Below are 15739 nucleotides of genomic sequence, written 5' to 3' on the forward strand. Positions count from 1 at the left end.
ANGGGGAAGAGGGAAACGGTCATGACTTTCATGATTTGGGGTGTCTCCACGTGTCATGACCGTTAATGTGAAAGTCGCGTATGCGACTCACGAACCTCCCTTCTCCCCCTGCGGGAGAAGGGCCGGGGGTGATACGGGGAATTCGGGGAGCATGCTCCCTGCCCAGCGAACGATTCCGGCGTGTAAGCCGGAATGCGCACTGCAAGTGAGAGGCGGGCGGTCATGGCTTTCATCATCAGGGGTGTCTCGACATGTCATGACCGTTTCCCGGTCACGGCGCACAGCCGGTCGCGACCATCGCCGCCGAGCGGCTTGACCCACACCTGGCGGGGCGTGCTGTGATAGGACCGGCCAGGACCGGCCAGGGCGGGCCAGGGCGGGCCAGGGCGCGTCCGCTGGTCTCTCCGAGCAACTGCCAACCGGCAGCACGGTAGCAGGTGCCGGCATGGTGTCGCGGGTCGACAAAGCTTTCCAGCAGCAGCGGCTGGTACCCCCAATGTTCGAGCCAGTCCCTGCGGATGCCAGCGCGCCACCAGCGCATCCCAATGCGCCACCACAGCCGGGTCGCGAACGACTTCCAGAGACACCGGTCCGAGTGCCGACAGCGTGCCGTGCACCGGGGGCTCGGCGACTGGCTCGACCGGTGCGGCGACGGCCGCGCCACGACCTGCCGGCGACGGCCGCACCGCCGGCAGTGCCAGCCGTCCGGCGGCCTGCAGACGCTCCAGGAACTCCAGGCAGGCACTGAGCTTCGCCGCCCCCCGTCCGCGTGGTCCAGCCTAAATGCTCGCAGACCGTCGCTGCCAACTCCTTGCGCGCCAATCCCGGCAGCCACGCCACCGTCGCGCAGAGGTCGGCAATCTCCGCGGCGCGGAACACGCGACCGCAGTGCACCCAATTTCCGGCACTCGTTGCAACCACCGTCACTCCTCCGGCCAAGACGTGGATCCATGACGCTCCACTTCTCCTGCCAGAAGTCCTCGCGCTCCGCGGTGGTTGATTCTCATTGTGTCGGCGTGCCACGGACCCACCATGACCATGAAATCTCTGCGATACCGGGAGTGAAGTGCTGGGCGAGGAAGGCGCGACGTCCGCTTCCGCAGCACCGCGCACGCAGATCAAGAAACACACCGCCCCGCTTGGCCGGGCTTCGTGCTTTCTGGAGCTTGGCCTCGTCGGCTCAGTCCGCTTCCTGGAACGTCTCCTGGCGTTTGGACTTGATCGCCGGAAACGTCGCGATGCCCAATAATGCCAGGGCCGCAAGCAGCAGGCCGAGCGAGAGCGGGCTTGTGACGAACGTGGTCGGGTCACCGCGCGACAGCAGCATCGCCCGCCGCAAGTTCTCCTCCATCATCGGGCCGAGGATGAAGCCCAGGATCAGCGGTGCGGGCTCGCAGTGCAGCTTGTAGAACAGATAACCCAGCGCGCCGAAGAAGACGGTCACTAACACGTCGAAGGTCGTGTTATTGATCGAGTACACGCCGATACAGCAGAACGCCAGGATTGCCGGATACAGCATCCGGTACGGCACCTTGAGCAACTGGATCCACAGCCCGATCAGCGGTAGGTTCAGGATCACCAGCATCAGGTTGCCGATCCACATCGATGCGATCAGGCCCCAGAAGAGCGTCGGATTGCTCGTCATCACCTGTGGGCCGGGCTGGATGTTGTGGATCGTCATCGCGCCGATCATCAACGCCATCACTGCGTTGGACGGTATGCCGAGCGTCAGCATCGGGATGAACGAGGTCTGCGCGCCCGCGTTATTGGCCGACTCCGGGCCGGCGACGCCGCGGATGTTGCCCTTGCCGAATGGCGGATCGGCATTCGGACCCGCGAGTTTCTTTTCGACCGCGTACGCCGCAAAGGCCGCGAGCAGCGCGCCGCCGCCAGGCAGTATGCCGAGAATCGAACCGAGGAGCGTGCCGCGCGCGACCGCCGGCGCCGCCTCCTTCATCTCCTTGCCGTTCGGCATGACCGAGCCGACGTTGCTGGTCAACACCTCGCGCTGGCCTTTCTTCTCCACATTGGCGATGATCTCGGCAAACCCGAATACGCCCATCGCCACCGCGACGAAGCCGATTCCGTCGGTCAGCTCTGGAATGCCGAAGCTGAAGCGTGACACGCCCGAGTTCACGTCGGTGCCGACCAATCCGAGCAGCAGCCCGAGCACGATCATCCCGACCGCCTTGATCAGTGAACCCGACGCGAGTACGACGGCGCCGATCAGGCCCAGCAGCATCAGCGAGACGTATTCGGCAGGACCGAACTTGAACGCGAGTTCGGTCAGCGGCGGCGCAAACGCCGCGACCAGAACCGTTGCGAAGGTTCCGGCGATGAATGAGCCGATTGCCGCTGTACCGAGCGCCGCCCCCGCGCGACCCTGGCGCGCCATCTGGTAGCCGTCGAGACAGGTCACGACGGAAGACGATTCACCGGGCAGATTGACCAGAATCGCCGTCGTCGAGCCGCCGTACTGCGCACCGTAGTAGATCCCGGCCAGCATGATCAGTGCCGAGGTCGGTTCCAGCGCGTAGGTGGTCGGCAGCAGCATCGCCAGGGTGGCGACCGGTCCGACGCCGGGCAGCACGCCGATCAGCGTGCCGATCAGGCAGCCGGCAAACGCATAAAAGAGGTTCTGCAGCGTCAGCGCAGTGTCGAAGCCGATCGCGAGGTTGTCCAACAGTTCCAAAGCCGTCTCCGCTGAGTCCGTCTAGTTCCTGAGGAACGCCGGCAGGACCGGGATCGTAAGCTTTAGGCCCATGATGAAGACGAGGTACGTGATCACGGCCATAACGATCGACAGGATGATCGCTTCCTTCCAGCGGAACTCGTGGCTCGCGAAGCTCGAGATCACGATCAGTGCGAGCATGGACACCAGCAGGCCCGCCCAGCGCAGTATCGCTGCATATATGAGCACCGCACCGAGCACCCATGCCAGCTCGGCGAAATGGAACCTCTCGAGCTTGCCGCCTTCTCCCTCACGCCCCAGTCCGGCCAAGGCCACCAGCACGCCGACAAGCGCGAGCAGCCCGCCCAGCACGGTCGGGAAATACGCCGGCCCCATGACCTGTGCGGTACCAAAGTCATAGCGGGTCGCGAACGCCGCGAAAAACAGCCCGAACGCGATGAACATCACGCCCGACCAGAAGTCGGTTTCGTTTCTGATTCTCAGTTTCATCTCCTCGCGGTTGCTGCGCGTTTGGCAAGGCTGTTGGGACGTCTTCGTGGTCAGTCTATGGTTCGGACGGTCGGGAAATTGGGAACACTTCGCGCACGTACTCCGCCAGCATATCGCAAAAGGCCGTTGCGTAGGACGGCAGGGAGCGCCGCTTGTCCCAGAAGACGGCCAGGTGCTCGCGCAACGGTTTGCCCCCGTCGGTGATCCGAACGATGTGCAGCGGATACCGATCGATACGTACTGCAGAGGGAACGATGGCTACACCGTGCCCACTCTCAGCCATTGCCAGCAGCGTATGCGGTGTCCGGCTCTCAAAAACGATATTGGCCTCGATGCCTGCCAGGCGGCAGGTGGCGTCGAAGGTGCGGCGGGATAAAAAGCTGGTATCCAGCACAAGGAGCGGCTGGCTGGCGAGGTGCGCGATCTCGATCGCTCCGCTCTTTCCAAGCATCAACGGCGCATGCGAAGCGGCAAGCAGGTCTACCGCCTCCAGCGGGTGGCTCGCAAAGTGCGGATCGTCGGGCTGAACCACACGAAGCAGATTCTGACCAAGGTGAATCTCGCCACGCTCGAGCATTCCGAGGGTGTCGGACCACGCAATTGCCTCGATCACCTTGACCTGCACGTTGGGGTAACGCTGCGTGAATCGGTCCAGGAACCCGGAAAGGGTGCCTTCGATGAACTGAGGGGAGGCCGCTACCTTCAGTATGCCCCCGTCGCCGCGCCGAAGCTGTTGCGCGCGCTCGCCGATCGAGCTGGCGCAGTTCAACAAACTACGGCAGTCGCCAAGCAACTGCTCGCCCTCGCCAGTCAGCACGAGACGGCGTCCTACACGATCGAAGAGTTTAAGACCGAGCTCCTGCTCAAGATCGCGGATCTGCCGGGACAGGGCAGGCTGAGCAATGTGCAGACGTGCCGCTGCCTTGGAGACGGTGCCCAGGTCTGCAACGGTGACGAAGGTTCGCGCGTGTCGAAGGTCCATACCAGCAGTTATGCCTGATCGGCATAAGTAACGAGAGAAATTCTATATTGGATTGCTAAACAGCATTGCGCCATAGTTGATGTGCAAATTGCGTTCCTCTAAAAGGAGAAAGCCGTGAAATCGATGCTCTTGATGCGCGTCCTTGCGCTCGGCCTGACCGTCACGACATTCGCCGCCGAAGCACAGACCTGGCCGTCGAAACCGCTGAGGGCGATCGTGCCGATCGCGCCCGGCAGCATGGCCGATATTGCCGCGCGTGTCGTCTTCGAACAGGTGTCGACGCAACTCGGGCAGCCCGTCATCGTCGAGAACCGTCCCGGCGCAGGGCAAACGATCGGTGCAAGCGTCGTTGCCAAGTCGGAACCCGATGGCTACACCCTGCTGGTCAACTCGTCCGCACACGCCATAGCGCCGTCGCTTCATCTGAACCTGAACTACCACCCGGCGCGGGACTTCGCTGCAGTCATCCCGCTCGGCATCCTGCCCAATGTCCTGGTCGTCCCGCCAGCCAAAGGGTGGACGACAGTGGGCGAACTCGTTGCCGCAGCCAAGGCGACGCCTGGCGCGATGAATTACGCGTCAGCCGGTGTCGGGACTGCGACTCATCTCAGCGCGGAACGTTTTCGGTCGAGCGCGGGAATCGAGGCCGTGCATGTTCCACTCAAGGGCGGGTCGGAAGTTCTCACCGAGGTGATGACCGGACGGGTCGATTTCTTCTTCGGGCCCGTTGGCGTCGTGGCGCCTCGGGTTCGGGAGGGCAAGCTCACTGCGCTCTTGGTGAATGGCGCCCAACGTTCTTCCTTGCTGCCGGACGTGCCGACTACACTGGAGGCCGGCTTCGCCAATGCCGAGTATCCGCTCTGGTTGGGTGTGTTTCTGCCGGCGAAGACGCCGCGCGGTATCGTCGAGAAGCTTCACCACGAGACGCTCAAAGCGCTGCAAGAGCCCAAGGTGAAGAACAAGCTGGCGACACTGGGCATCGATCCGATGGTCATGACCCCGACCGAGTTCGACGCGCATGTCGAGAAGGAGATTGCCGTCAACGCAGCGCTTGTCAATGCGATTGGCTTGAAGCCGCAGTGACAGTCGACCAAGCCTGAGGCCGAGCGCTCGGTTAATGTGAAAGTCGCGCAAGCGACTCACGAACCTCCCTTCTCCCCCTGCGGGAGAAGGGCCGGGGGGAAGAGGNGGGGACGGTCATGACTTTCATCATCCGGGGTATCTCGACTGTCATGATCGTTAGCGGCCAAACCAATGCATCTGTCGCAGAACACATGGCGATTTCATCAACATTCGTTGCCTCGGACGGGGACGGTTACGAGGTCCAGATGGGCCGATGGAGCCGTCGTCTCGCGCCCCTGTTCATTGACTTCGCGGGGATTGCGGCAGCAGAGCGCGTCCTCGATGTCGGGTGCGGCACGGGCAATCTGAGTTTCAGCATTGCCCGGAACCCGGCCATTGGCAGCGTGCGTGGCATTGATTTTTCGGCCGCTTACGTCGACCACGCCAAGCGACGGAATCGCGATGCGCGCGTCGACTTCGAAGTGGGAGACGCTTGTGCTCTGCCATTTCCGGACGCTTCGTTTGACCACACCCTCTCGCTGCTGGTCCTGCAATTCATTCCCCAGGCCGATCTCGCTGTGCGCGAGATGCGGCGTGTCACGCGTCCGGGCGGAATTGTCGCCGCCGCGACGTGGGACACACGCGGAGGGCTCGTCTGCGTTCGTCTGATCTTCGATACGGCAGCCATGCTCGATGAACACGGAAATGAGGACAGAGCGCGAGCGTACACCAAGCCCATGAGTCGCCCCGGAGACTTGGCGCGCGCGTGGCGTGAGGCCGGTCTGGTTGGTGTCGTGGACGGCATGCTGACCATCCGCATGGATTTCGCATCCTTTGCCGACTTCTGGGCACCCGCAGAAGGCAAGGATGGACCGATCGCGGCCTACGTCGGCACCCTTGGCATGCAAGCGCGGGAAAAGCTTCGAGACATGGTCAAGCTGGCGTATCTAGACGGAGAGGTCGATGGTCCACGGTCCTACGCCGCAACGGCCTGGGTCGTGAAAGGCAAAGTGCCATAGTCGCTGGAGCCCCTGTGGCGTGGGTCGGCACCGAACCTGTTCAGCGCCAGATACCCATCGTAGTGTTGGCAGGGCCGACCTGCCGCCAACCCCGGAGAAGCCCCCTCAAGACAGCCAGCATTCCGCGATTGTTCCGAATGGCTGGATTGGCCCGAGATGCTGGCAGTCGCAGAGATGTGCGAGCGTCAGCAGTCGATGGGCGTTGCTGACGCTCATCGCCTCAATTGAGGGGCTGGCCGCTGGTCCGCTTGTGGTCGTTATGGATAGATGTTCATAACGGCCACAAACAGCCGTAGCGGCTTCGAAAATGGAGCTACGCGAACGGCAGGTAACTCATCAGATACCGGTCCCTCGGCGTTGTAGTACATTGGCCAGATCCTCGGCCATTCCAGAGATAGCAGGAGTGCTCTATGTTGCGGTCTCGACCCATCACCCACGCCCACGAACCCGCCGCTGAGGACGGCAGCAACTCGTCATACGGAAATAAACCGATAACCTACGCCTGCTTCTGTAATGATGTGTCTTGGCTGCGACGGATCATCTTCGATTTTCTTCCGTAGCAGCCCCATATAGACCCGAACGTAATGACTGTCGTCGGCATGGGATGGCCCCCACACGGTCTTGAGCAGTTGGCGATGCGTCAGAACGCTGTCTGGATGGGTGATAAGGTAGGCCAGCAACCGATACTCGATAGGAGTAAGGTGCAGTGGCTTGCCCGAGAGCTCGACAATCCGCTTGCCGAGGTCGACACGTATCTTGCCGAACTCGAAGACCGTGGAGCCGCTACCGACCGTACTCGATCGGCGTCTCAATTGAGCACGAACGCGAGCCAGCAGTTCTCCGGCCCCAAAGGGTTTGGTGAGGTAGTCGTCGGCGCCAGCGTCCAGAGCCCCCACCTTGTCGGCTTCGGTCGTTCGTGCCGACAGCACGATGATAGGGATATCGGACCACGCGCGCAGGTCGCGGATGAAATCGACGCCGTCGCCATCAGGTAGGCCGAGGTCGAGTACTACCATGTCCGGCTTGCGGGTACCGGCCTCGATAAGGCCGCGCTGAATGGAGTCAGTTTCGTAGACCTGGCAGCCTTCTGCTTCCAGGGACATCCTGATGAAACGCCTGATCTTCGGCTCGTCCTCGATGACGATTACTACGGGCAGCGGTTCGCTCACTTCTGGCTCTCCTCCTTCAGAACATCCTCCTCGGCTATATCAACGGAAGGAGGATTACCGCGCGGCAGCGAGAATACGAAACGCGCTCCGCTACCGCGGCGGTTCTCGGCCCGAATGGTGCCGCCATGCGCTTCGACAATGGCGCGACAGATCGCGAGCCCCAGGCCCACTCCTGTCGTAGCGCTTTCCTTCTGGCCACGCTCGAATTTTTTGAAGATTTCCTCTTCCTTTCCAGCCGGCAAACCGGGTCCATCATCCTCGACCGATATGTCTTCATAATCGCGGGCCCCCAGTGTTGCGCCGATTCCGATCATGCTTCCGGGGGGGGTGTATTTGGCGGCATTTTCCAGTAGATTCGACAGCACACGTTCGATCAGTACGGCGTCGAATTGCAGCAGAGGCAAATCGTCCGGCAGGTTGACGCTCACGCGGTGGCGAGCGAGGGTCGCTCCCGTCGCCTTGATGGCGCTGCCAACTACTTCCTCGAGCGGTTGCCACTGCCTGTTGAGCTTGACTGCACCGGCTTGCAGACGGGCCATATCGAGCAGGTTGTCGACCAGCGAGTTCATGCGTAACGACTCTTCGCGCATCGACATAGAGATTTCGCACTGCTGTCCTGTCAGCGGTGGCTGCGTCATGGACATCGAGTCGGCCAAGCCGACCAACGCCGCGAGAGGCGTGCGCAGGTCATGCGAGATGGCCGATAGCAGCGAATTGCGCAGCCGCTCTGACTCCATCTGCACTGTGGTCATCTGCGCCACATCGACGTAATGAACTCGTTCGAGAGAAATGGCGGTCAGCCGCGCGAAGGTGTCGAGGAGACGACGCTGCTCGGGAGCCATCAGCCGCCTCTGATGGCGCGGCTCCAGTACCAGCACGCCGCGCGTGCGCATCGGCGCCTTGAGTGGAATATAGAGGAGCGGGCTTCCCGCCAGGGTGTCTGTGCCGCAGCCGGCCTCGGCACCGTGGTCGAAGGCCCACTGGCTGATACCCATGTCCACCGCCGGCACGCCGCCGGGGATCTGGATCGGCTCCTGCAACCGGCCTTTTTCGTCGGCCAGGACGATGGCGGTTCGGGCGCCGAATCCGGTCTCGGCAAAACGCTGGCTGATTTCGGCGATCTGTTCCGGCACTAGCGCTCCCGACAAGTCACGCGACATTTCATAGAGTGCCCTAACCCGTTGTTCGCGGCGGCTGGCGACGCGGGCCTGGAACTTGAGACCCGCGGTGAGCTTGGCGGTAACCAGGCCGACGGCCAGCATGACGGCGAAAGTCATCAGGTACTGGACGTCGCTGACTGCGAATGAAAATCGCGGCGGCACGAAGAAAAAATCGAAAGCCGCAACGTTAAGGAAGGCTGCCGCGACCGCCGGGCCGAGACCGTAGCGAACTGCGGACAGAACGACCGCCATCAGGAAAAGCATGGCGATGTTGGCAAGATCGAACACCGAATGCAGCGGCATGGCGATGAGTGTCGCCAGCGCGCAGAAGACAACGCTCATCGCGAACGACTGCCAGGATGCATTCAGCCGATCGAGCAGCGACTCGTCAGTTGGCTCCTCCTGGCGCTTGTCTGGCCGCGCCTCCTCGCGCGCAACCTGAATAACGTCGAGATCGGGTGCATGCTTGCCCACACGGTCGGCGAAGGAGCGGTACCACGGCCGCCAATCGCGCACATGATCTCGGCCGACGACGATGTTCGAAAGGTTGTGGTCTCGGGCATAGGCGACGATTGTCTCGATGGCGTCGCTGCCGGCCAGGCTTGCCGTTTCTGCCCCAGTCTCCTGCGCCAGTTTAAGGTTCTTGAGGATAGGCAGGCGGCGCTTCTCTGAGAGGTGCCGCAGTTCCGGCGTCTCGACATAGATCACGTGCCACGGCACGTCAAGCCTGGTGGCGATGCGGGCGGCGCTGCGGATGATGCGGTCGCTGCCGTCGCCCGGGCCGATACAGGCCAGAAGCGATTCACGGGTCTGCCAGGCGCGAGCGACAGATTGGTCGCGCCGATACTGGATCATCTCGCCGTCAACGCGGTCGGCGGTGCGGCGAAGGGCGAGTTCGCGTAGCGCGATCAGATTGCCCTTGCGAAAGAAATTCTGGATCGCACGCTCGGCCTGGTGCGGAAGATAGACCTTTCCTTCCTTCAGTCGCTGCAGCAGTTCGTCGGGCGTCAGATCGACGAGCACGACTTGATCAGCGGCGTCGAAGACATGATCAGGAACTGTTTCCCAGACACGGATACCGGTAATGCCACCGACAACGTCATTGAGGGTTTCCAGGTGCTGGACGTTAACTGTCGAATAGACATCTATACCCGACGACTGAAGTTCCTCGACATCCTGCCAGCGCTTGGGATGGCGCGAACCTGGCACGTTGGAGTGAGCAAGCTCGTCCATCAGAATAAGTTCGGGCTTGCGCGCCAGAGCGCCGTCGATGTCGAATTCCTTCAGCACCTTGTCACGGTAGGCGACCTCCTTCAGTGGCAGACGTGCCAGTCCGGTCAGCAAGGCTTCGGTTTCCTTGCGACCATGGGTTTCCACGACACCGATGACGACGTCCGTACCTTGCTCGGTCTGCTGGCGCGCGGCCGACAGCATGGCGTAGGTCTTGCCGACACCCGCCGAAGCGCCGAAGAAGAGCTTCAGCTTACCGCGGGTGGCACGAATCTCCTCTTCCTTGATCCGGCCGAGGAGTTCGTCGGGATCGGGACGGGCGTCGTTCATTTTCCTTGCTGGTCATCCAGCGTCAAGTTCAGCAGCAATACGTTAACACGAGGCTCGCCGAAGAGGCCCCATTGCCGTCCTTCGGTATGTACATCGATCAGGGCCGCTACCTGTTCCGGTGGTAGCTTGCGCGCTGCGGCAACGCGCGCGACCTGGTAGCGGGCCGCTGCCGGGCTGATATGCGGATCAAGGCCGCTGGCGGATGCGGTGACCAGATCGGCCGGGATGGGTAACTGGTTGCCGGGATCGACCGCCTTGAGAGTCTCGATGCGCTCTCTGGCGGCAGCCACCAGCGCCGGGTTCAACGGCCCCTGGTTTGATCCACCCGAAGTGATGCCGTTGTAGGGCTGCGGTGACGTGGCTGACGGTCTCCCCCAAAAGTACCTTTGCTCAGCGAAGTTCTGACCAATCAGTGTTGAGCCGACCGGCTTGCCACCCCTGACGAGCAGGCTGCCGGCAGCAGTATCTGGAAAGACAGCCTGGGCAATGCCGGTTACCGCCACGGGATAGACAATGCCGGTAATGGCGGACAGCAGCATGAACAGAGTGATGGCTGGACGTAACAGTGTTTTCATGACGACTTCCTTTCTCAGGCGAGGCTGACGGCGGCGATCAGCATGTCGATCAGTTTGATGCCAACAAAGGGCGCAACGAGGCCGCCGAGACCATAGACGGTGAGGTTGCGGCGCAACAGCGCGGCGGCGCCCAGGGCCCGGTACTTCACGCCTCTCAACGCCAGCGGGATCAGGAACATGATGATCAATGCATTGAAGATCACTGCGGATAGGATGGCCGAGTTCGGGCTGGCGAGCCCCATGACGTTGAGGGCCGCAAGCTGCGGATAGACGGTGACGAAGGCCGCCGGGATAATGGCGAAGTACTTGGCGACATCGTTGGCGACGCTGAAGGTCGTCAGCGAGCCGCGCGTCATCAGCATTTGCTTGCCGGTCTCAACAACCTCGATCAACTTGGTCGGGTTAGAGTCGAGATCGACCATGTTGCCGGCTTCCTTGGCAGCCTGGGTACCCGTATTCATGGCTACAGCCACGTCGGCCTGGGCCAGTGCTGGCGCGTCGTTGGTGCCGTCGCCGGTCATGGCGACGAGGCGGCCTTCGGTCTGGTGTTGGCGGATCAGGGCCAACTTCGCTTCCGGCGTGGCTTCGGCAAGGAAGTCGTCGACCCCGGCTTCCGCGGCGATGGCGGCAGCCGTGAGTCGATTGTCGCCGGTAATCATGATGGTGCGGATACCCATGCGACGCAGTTCGGCGAAGCGCTCCTTGATTCCACCCTTGACGATGTCCTTGAGCTCGACGACGCCGAGAACGCGGGTACCCTCGGCTACTACGAGGGGCGTGCTGCCGCGTCGGGATACCTCCTCGACGGCAACGAGCACTGAGGGCGGGAAGTGGCCGCCGAATTCTTCCACATGCTTGCTGATCGCTTCGGCAGCGCCCTTGCGAATCTGCGTGCCATGGACATCGACCCCGCTCATACGCGTGTGAGCCGAGAAATGGACGAACTGGGCTTCAAGCGAATGGATGTCGCGCTCGCGCAGATTGAATTTCTGCTTGGCCAGGACCATGATGCTGCGGCCTTCCGGGGTTTCATCGGCGAGCGACGCCAGTTGGGCGGCGCTCGCCAGTTCTGCTTCAGTGACACCGTCGGCGGGCAGAAACGCAGAAGCCTGTCGGTTACCGAGAGTGATCGTGCCAGTCTTGTCGAGCAACAGGACATCGACATCGCCCGCAGCCTCGACGGCGCGACCGGACGTGGCAATGACGTTGGCTTGCATCATGCGGCTCATGCCGGCCACACCAATCGCCGAGAGCAGGCCGGCGATCGTCGTCGGGATAACGCAGACCAGCAAGGCGATGAGCACCGTGATGGTCACGGGGGTACCGGCCTTCGCTACATTAACGCTGAATATCGAGTACGGCAGCAGCGTGACGGTGACGCCGAGAAAGACGATGGTCAGCGCCACCAGCAGGATGGTGAGCGCGATCTCGTTGGGCGTCTTCTGGCGCTTGGCACTCTCGACCATGGCGATCATGCGGTCGACAAAGGTTTCGCCGGGATTGACGCTGACCTTTATGACGAGCCAGTCGGACAGCACGCGCGTGCCGCCGGTCACGGCCGAGAAATCGCCGCCCGACTCACGAATGACCGGCGCCGATTCGCCGGTGATGGCGGACTCGTCCACCGAAGCTACGCCTTCGATGACTTCGCCATCGGCCGGGATGGTCTCAGAGGCATGCACCAGGACGATGTCGCCCTTGCGCAGATCGGCGGACGGCACCGTATGCCACTCGGCGGTGGCATGCGGTCCCTTGAGCTTCTTGGCCCATGTCTCTTTCTTCAGACCACGCAACGAGGCCGCCTGAGCCTTGCTGCGGCCTTCCGCGAGCCCTTCGGCGAAGTTGGCGAACAGCACCGTGAACCACAGCCAGAGGGCCACGGAGAGGATGAATCCGGCCGATGCCTCACCCTGCCCGGCAAGCGCCTGTCCCCAGAGCACCGTAGTCAGGATACTGCCGACATACACCACGAACATCACCGGGTTGCGCCACTGGGTGGCGGGATTCAGTTTTCTGAACGAATCGACGATGGCCGGTTTCACCAGCACCGGGTCGAACATCGCAAGTTTCTTGTGAATCATGATTGTCTCCTTCGGCTCAGTGGGCGGGGTAGAGCATTAGATGCTCGACCACCGGCCCGAGCGCGAGCGCGGGAACGTAGTTCAGGGCGCCAACCAGCACGACGGTGCCAATCAACAGCACGACGAACAGGGGGCCATGGGTCGGCATGGTGCCGGCACTGGCGGTAATGCGCTTCTTGGCGGCGAGGCCGCCGGCCAGGGCCAGTACCGGCACGATGACGCCGAAGCGGCCGAACCACATGGCAACTGCCAGCAAGCCGTTGTAGAAGGGCGTATTGGCTGAGAGTCCGGCGAAGGCACTGCCGTTGTTATTGGCGGCCGATGTGAAGGCGTAGAGAATTTCCGAGAAGCCGTGGGCGCCAGGGTTGGCGATACCGGCGATACCGTCTGTGGTCATCACGGCGATGGCGGTGCCGGCCAGTACCAAGAACGGCGTGACGAGGATGGTGATCGACACCATCTTTATTTCATGCGCCTCGATCTTCTTGCCCAAGTATTCGGGCGTGCGGCCGATCATCAGCCCGGCGATGAATACCGCCATGACGGCGAACACCAACATGCCATAGAGGCCGGTGCCGACGCCGCCGAACACCACTTCGCCGAGCATCATGTCCCACAGCGGCACGAAGCCGCCCAGTGGAGTGAAGGAGTCGTGCATGGCGTTGACGGCTCCACAGGACGCCAGCGTGGTGATGGTAGCGAACAGACCCGATTCGGCGATGCCGAAACGCGTTTCCTTGCCTTCCATGTTGCCGGCCGCCATGTCGACGCCGAGATTGGCCAGCAGCGGGTTGCCCTGTTGCTCGAAGCTGATGGCCGCGATGGCCACGACCACGAACATCAACGTCATGGCAGCCAGCACGGCCCAGCCTTGGCGCATGTCGCCAACCATACGGCCGAAGGTCAGGCACAGGGCCGCCGGGATCAGGAAGATCGACAGCATCTGAATGAAGTTGGAAAGCGGCGTCGGGTTTTCGTAGGGGTGCGCCGAGTTGGCGTTGAAGAAGCCGCCGCCATTCGTGCCGAGGGTCTTGATGGCTTCCTGCGAGGCGACCGGGCCCATCGGCAAGGTCTGGGTCTGCGTAGTGGCGGGTTCGGTGATGGCGACGCCCTTGTCGTCCTTGAGCGGCTGGCCGGCGGCGTCGAGCTTGGGATTGTCGTATTCTGTCACTTGCAGCGTTGTCACGTCCTTGTAAGGGTCGAAGTTCTGGATCGCGCCTTGGCTGACCAGAAACAACGCGTAGACCAGCGCTATCGGCAGCAGCACATAGAGCGTAATGCGGGTCAGATCGACCCAGGCGTTGCCGATGGTCCTGGCCGTATGACGGGCAAAGCTGCGGATCAGCGCGATGACGACGACGATGCCGGTGGCTGCCGAGAAAAAGTTCTGCACCGTGAGACCTAGCATCTGCGTCAAGTAGCTCATCGTCGATTCACCTGAATAGCCTTGCCAGTTGGTGTTGGTAGCAAAGCTGACAGCGCTGTTGAACGATGAATCCGGGCTGACGTTGGCCATCCCCTGGGGATTGAGCGGCAGCCAGAGTTGCAGCCGTTGCAGGGTATACACCGCCAGCGCGCCGAGGACGTTGAACAGCAGGATCGCCAGCGCGTAGTGCAGCCAGCCCATTTCCTCGTCGCGGCGCACGCCGCACAGGCGATACAGCAAAGATTCAATGCCACCACCAAAGCGGAGGGCGAGGCCGCGGCCTTCCATCACAGCAGCAATGTAGCTGCCGAGCGGCTTCGCTGCGAGCAGCAGCAGCGCCAGGTAAACCCCGAGGAGAAGCCAGGCATGAATGGTCATGAAAAATCCTCCGGGTTGAGCAGGGCCGCGATCAGGTAGATAAGCAGCGCGACCGCGGCGACGGCGCTGACGATATGAAGCCAGGTCATTTGGCACCTCCAAGTTTGGCGCAGCCGATGGCCATGAAAGCCACCAGACCAAAGAACAGACCTATGCCTGCGAGATAGACGATATCCATGTTTGCCTCCGTAATGGTCTTGCAGCGACCCCATTACTATGGGCAAGGGGATTTCAAGATGCTCAAAAGGTTTGCGGCGGCGATATAAAAATCGTGACAAAACCGCAGGGAAGTCAGTCCTGCAAAGACGCGCAACCATTAGCTTCAGAAGACACTCTCTTGCCTTGCAGCCGTCGCTGTTGATGGACTGTTTTGGGGCGCGCGTCCCGTTGATCATCGCTGACCCGATGGACCGCTTGGGCCGATGATGCAGACCGACGTCAGACTCCCGGCACCGGTAGCTTCATGATCTGTGAGCGGTCATTGCCAATGAACAGGTCATCGGGCAGGTAGGGGTCGAAAGGGTGAGTAGCGCTTTCGGGTAAGCAGCCGCTCGGATTGGTCTGCCCCGGCTTTTCCGCCGGACCTCCTCGAACGTCGGCAATGCGGAGTACAGCAGCCGTTCAAGGCGCATGGCCCCAATGACCGCAGCGGCCGAGGACCAGTCCGACATCAGATTCCCGTGACCGCCAGCTTTCGCATCTGTAAGCCGCCGTCGAACATGATGAATTCATCAGGTAGCTGAGGGTCGGACGCGGTCGTTAACAAGCCAAGTAGACATCAGTTCAGCCGTCCTCGCCCGAACCCCTGATCGCGTTTGCATCATTATCGGCAGCGGCTTTCCGCCGCTTTGACGAGTCGCTTCGGGATGAAGTAGGCAATGAGGGTTCATCAGTGATTAGTCCGCAGCGGTGAGCCGAGATCAGCGCGGCCTTGAGGTGAGGAACTGTGCCCGAGTCTGGCCTGGAGGCGCTGGCCGTGGGCTGATGGCCGCCTTCCGGGAACGCTCGACGGAGAACTGGACGCCGCGGCGCGGACGCGGTGCCGGCAAGGCTAGCGGTGGCGAATACGGTTCGGGCAAGACGTTTTTGGCCGTTGGCTGCAAGAACGAGTTCGGGCAGGCGGGCGGGCGGTCTCGCGACTCAGCA

At 62.0% G+C, this 15739-nt stretch carries 11 protein-coding genes; 2 read left to right on the plus strand and 9 right to left on the minus strand.

Features of this window, described 5'->3' with window-relative positions; all coding sequences use genetic code 11:
- Nucleotides 1-1180 precede the first annotated feature (1180 nt).
- Genes E4Q23_RS17010 through E4Q23_RS17020 form a run of 3 tightly spaced genes read right to left on the minus strand, consistent with a single transcriptional unit; the run spans nt 1181 to nt 4163 of the window.
- A complete protein-coding gene (locus tag E4Q23_RS17010) occupies nt 1181-2692 on the minus strand; it encodes a tripartite tricarboxylate transporter permease (protein WP_169067744.1) in 1512 nt (503 codons plus the stop codon).
- A 21-nt stretch (nt 2693-2713) separates the two neighbouring features.
- Nucleotides 2714-3181 carry a tripartite tricarboxylate transporter TctB family protein gene (locus E4Q23_RS17015; protein WP_169067745.1) on the minus strand — a complete coding sequence of 156 codons (468 nt, stop codon included), beginning with the start codon at nt 3179-3181 and terminating at the stop codon, nt 2714-2716.
- Nucleotides 3182-3236: 55 nt separating this feature from the next.
- Nucleotides 3237-4163: a LysR family transcriptional regulator gene (locus E4Q23_RS17020; RefSeq protein WP_169067746.1), complete on the minus strand. Its 927-nt coding sequence runs from the start codon at nt 4161-4163 to the stop codon at nt 3237-3239.
- A 123-nt stretch (nt 4164-4286) separates the two neighbouring features.
- On the opposite strand from E4Q23_RS17020, the gene E4Q23_RS17025 reads away from it, so the two are divergent.
- Nucleotides 4287-5246, plus strand: a complete 960-nt coding sequence (locus tag E4Q23_RS17025; RefSeq protein ID WP_248595535.1) for a tripartite tricarboxylate transporter substrate binding protein — start codon at nt 4287-4289, stop codon at nt 5244-5246.
- 116 nt (nt 5247-5362) lie between these two features.
- Nucleotides 5363-6244, plus strand: coding sequence for a class I SAM-dependent methyltransferase (locus E4Q23_RS17030; RefSeq protein WP_248595529.1), 882 nt, complete (start codon nt 5363-5365; stop codon nt 6242-6244).
- A gap of 473 nt (nt 6245-6717) precedes the next feature.
- Here the strand turns inward: E4Q23_RS17030 and kdpE are convergent, their stop codons facing one another.
- From kdpE to kdpF, 6 genes are read right to left on the minus strand one after another with little or no spacing between them, the layout of a single operon-like run.
- Nucleotides 6718-7413, minus strand: a complete 696-nt coding sequence (kdpE, locus tag E4Q23_RS17035) for a two-component system response regulator KdpE (RefSeq protein WP_169067748.1) — start codon at nt 7411-7413, stop codon at nt 6718-6720.
- Nucleotides 7410-10133 carry a two-component system sensor histidine kinase KdpD gene (gene kdpD, locus E4Q23_RS17040; RefSeq protein ID WP_169067749.1) on the minus strand — a complete coding sequence of 908 codons (2724 nt, stop codon included), beginning with the start codon at nt 10131-10133 and terminating at the stop codon, nt 7410-7412. Before kdpD ends, kdpE begins: the two co-directional genes overlap by 4 nt.
- Nucleotides 10130-10708, minus strand: a complete 579-nt coding sequence (gene kdpC / locus E4Q23_RS17045) for a potassium-transporting ATPase subunit KdpC (RefSeq protein WP_169067750.1) — start codon at nt 10706-10708, stop codon at nt 10130-10132. The genes kdpD and kdpC overlap by 4 nt, the downstream gene beginning before the upstream one ends.
- Before the next feature lie 14 nt (nt 10709-10722).
- On the minus strand, nt 10723-12789 hold the full coding sequence (gene kdpB / locus E4Q23_RS17050; protein ID WP_169067751.1) for a potassium-transporting ATPase subunit KdpB: 2067 nt from the start codon (nt 12787-12789) through the stop codon (nt 10723-10725).
- Between the two features lie 16 nt (nt 12790-12805).
- Complete coding sequence (gene kdpA / locus E4Q23_RS17055; protein WP_169067752.1) at nt 12806-14593, minus strand: potassium-transporting ATPase subunit KdpA; 1788 nt, start codon at nt 14591-14593, stop codon at nt 12806-12808.
- A complete protein-coding gene (kdpF, locus tag E4Q23_RS17060) occupies nt 14590-14682 on the minus strand; it encodes a K(+)-transporting ATPase subunit F (RefSeq protein ID WP_169067753.1) in 93 nt (30 codons plus the stop codon). Before kdpF ends, kdpA begins: the two co-directional genes overlap by 4 nt.
- Nucleotides 14683-15739: the final 1057 nt, after the last annotated feature.

The organism is Candidatus Accumulibacter phosphatis, assembly GCF_012939955.1.
GTDB lineage: Bacteria > Pseudomonadota > Gammaproteobacteria > Burkholderiales > Rhodocyclaceae > Accumulibacter > Accumulibacter delftensis.

What these genes read in the sequence shown, in the direction of transcription:
- E4Q23_RS17030 (WP_248595529.1), top strand. Translation starts at nt 5,363, where the DNA reads ATGACTTTCATCATCCGGGGTATCTCGACTGTCATGATCGTTAGCGGC.
- E4Q23_RS17015 (WP_169067745.1), bottom strand. Translation starts at nt 3,181, where the DNA reads ATGAAACTGAGAATCAGAAACGAAACCGACTTCTGGTCGGGCGTGATG.
- kdpA (WP_169067752.1), bottom strand. Translation starts at nt 14,593, where the DNA reads ATGACCATTCATGCCTGGCTTCTCCTCGGGGTTTACCTGGCGCTGCTG.
- E4Q23_RS17025 (WP_248595535.1), top strand. Translation starts at nt 4,287, where the DNA reads ATGCTCTTGATGCGCGTCCTTGCGCTCGGCCTGACCGTCACGACATTC.
- kdpB (WP_169067751.1), bottom strand. Translation starts at nt 12,789, where the DNA reads ATGATTCACAAGAAACTTGCGATGTTCGACCCGGTGCTGGTGAAACCG.
- kdpD (WP_169067749.1), bottom strand. Translation starts at nt 10,133, where the DNA reads ATGAACGACGCCCGTCCCGATCCCGACGAACTCCTCGGCCGGATCAAG.
- kdpF (WP_169067753.1), bottom strand. Translation starts at nt 14,682, where the DNA reads ATGACCTGGCTTCATATCGTCAGCGCCGTCGCCGCGGTCGCGCTGCTT.
- E4Q23_RS17020 (WP_169067746.1), bottom strand. Translation starts at nt 4,163, where the DNA reads ATGGACCTTCGACACGCGCGAACCTTCGTCACCGTTGCAGACCTGGGC.
- kdpC (WP_169067750.1), bottom strand. Translation starts at nt 10,708, where the DNA reads ATGAAAACACTGTTACGTCCAGCCATCACTCTGTTCATGCTGCTGTCC.